Source organism: Desulfogranum japonicum DSM 18378 (genome assembly GCF_000429945.1).
Lineage (GTDB): Bacteria > Desulfobacterota > Desulfobulbia > Desulfobulbales > Desulfobulbaceae > Desulfogranum > Desulfogranum japonicum.
In genome coordinates, this window is sequence record NZ_KE387002.1 from 5,128 (window position 1) to 7,183 (window position 2,056).

At 40.3% G+C, this 2,056-nt stretch carries 2 protein-coding genes; one reads left to right on the forward strand and one right to left on the reverse strand.

The window, feature by feature from the left end:
- Positions 1 to 491 precede the first annotated feature (491 nt).
- Positions 492 to 1,352 carry a GNAT family N-acetyltransferase gene (locus G493_RS0127050; protein WP_084813798.1) on the forward strand — a complete coding sequence of 287 codons (861 nt, stop codon included), beginning with the start codon at positions 492 to 494 and terminating at the stop codon, positions 1,350 to 1,352.
- A gap of 585 nt (positions 1,353 to 1,937) precedes the next feature.
- On the opposite strand, the gene G493_RS34980 is transcribed toward G493_RS0127050, so the two are convergent.
- Positions 1,938 to 2,056, reverse strand: a 119-nt coding sequence (locus G493_RS34980; protein WP_232363851.1) for an ATP-binding protein, incomplete at its 5' end; no start/stop codon positions are given.

Sequence of the window (2,056 nt, forward strand, 5' to 3'; positions counted from 1 at the left end):
ACTCGGCCTTGTATGCCGTTTCTGTTCGTCGACTCATAATTTCGGAGTCTCGTACCTCGCTTACCTGCACTCCAGCTTCCTTCAGACGAACCCTCGCGAGATCGCCGAAGCATGTGATAAATTTTAGAGCAGACATAGAGTTGATATGGGAGTATTCGCTGACCTTCGAGGATAAAATTTTGAGTATAGCGCAAAAATTGGGTAAAAGACCATTTTCTGACAACATGAAAGGGTGGATTAGAAGCATCGGTATGTTTCCCCCCACCAACTTCACAGAACAATTTGCGGCAAAACTTCAAGGACACTATAGTTATACTGATTGTTTGAAAATTAGATCGAATGCGCTAAGGAAAATTTTTTAACCCATTAATCTCATTCACAAAAAATGTCTCCTGTGATAGAAACGAAATCTTGGCCATAATCAAGCATCAAGTTCCCTCGGCTAAACTCGAAGCATTCAAGGCTACAATCAGCAAAATCAGAAAAAGAGCATGCAGGTAGCGTGGCCTGGGTTATCTGTTCCTGGAAATCAGGCTGAAGATCTCACTTCCTCCTTAACTATTACAAAGAGCCAGGATAAATTGTCTTACATTAATGTAACAAAACAGAATATTAAAACTGAGCATATTTGCTGCGCTTTTTCAGATAAAAAATGTGCGAATAGCTATACATTGAAAAAACAATGGTTAACCAATGAATTTGATAATGGTTATATATTTCGACGTCTTGATGAGAGGGCTAAAGTATTTATTGAATACGGTCCCGCGGAGAACGCATGGGTACCAATATCTGCGCCCAATTACCTCATGATTGGTTGTTTTTGGGTATCTGGAAAATATAAGAAACAGGGGCACGGTAAAGCATTGTTAAATGCTGTCATTCAAGACTCTATAACACAAGGAAAAGCTGGTGTAGTAACAGTTGTCGGAAATAAAAAGTATCATTTTATGAGTGACACTAAATGGCTTCTTAAGCAAGGATTTAAGATATGTGATAGCACTCCAGGAGGTTTTAGCTTGATATCATTGAATATTGATACTTCTAGAATTGAGAGTCAACCTTGTTTTAATGAATCGGTCAAGCATGGAGAATGCCCTGATAAGAAGGGATTGGTTGCTTACTATTCTAATCGGTGCCCTTATTCAGAATACCATATCACAGAATCTCTGGTTGAAACCGCAAGCAAGCGGAATATTCCACTTAAGACAATTAAGCTTGATACAAAGAAAAAAGCTCAAGCGGCACCAACGCCAGCTACAATCTTTAGTTTATTTCTGGATGGAAAATTCAAAACAACAGATTTAAGTGTTTGTATGGACAGTCGATTTGATAAAATCATGGCAAAATTGTAATCATACAAATAATGTTATAAACTGAACCGTATATGGTTGCTGCCCCCTTTAACGTTACGTGATTTTGACAAATCAACTTAGGAACAGGGGAACTTATCACAGACTCCATCTTTGCACGATCGCGGTTTCATGCATAGATAGCCTATAGCTGAGTCGAATCACGATAAATGATGTTCCTTTTTTCGAATTATTTGATGTTTTCCAAAAGAAATATCACTCATGTACTTCGCCTTCGCCTCAGCGTTCTTGGATTTTTAAAAGCATAGGGAAAGCTCTGGCTTAGAAAAAGGGTCGCCCTCTGACTCCCCCAGTTCACGTGTTTTTAAAAAATAAAATGCTTGGATTAGCCCAGAAAGCAGAATTTTTAGCATAATAACTGATGCGGGCGTTTACGTTTTTATAATACTTCTAGAAATGACAACCCAAAATTGACCATCCGTGCTAATCGAAAATTGACCACCTTAGTTTTTGAGTAAAAGGGGGCGTTTGTCGGCCGGTGCTCCTCCCCGGTAACGGAGGGAGCCCGTAGGGCGACCGGAGTTACCGGGGAGGAGCACCGGCCGATGGGCCCCATCGATTGTTTTTTTATTTTTGTCTTTTTTGCGCAAGACTTTGACGCAATCGGTAACTCTTCCAGTTGCAATTCACAATCTGGGCTTTATGGGTTAACCGATCCAGCAGGGCCGCAGTCATCCGTTCATCAC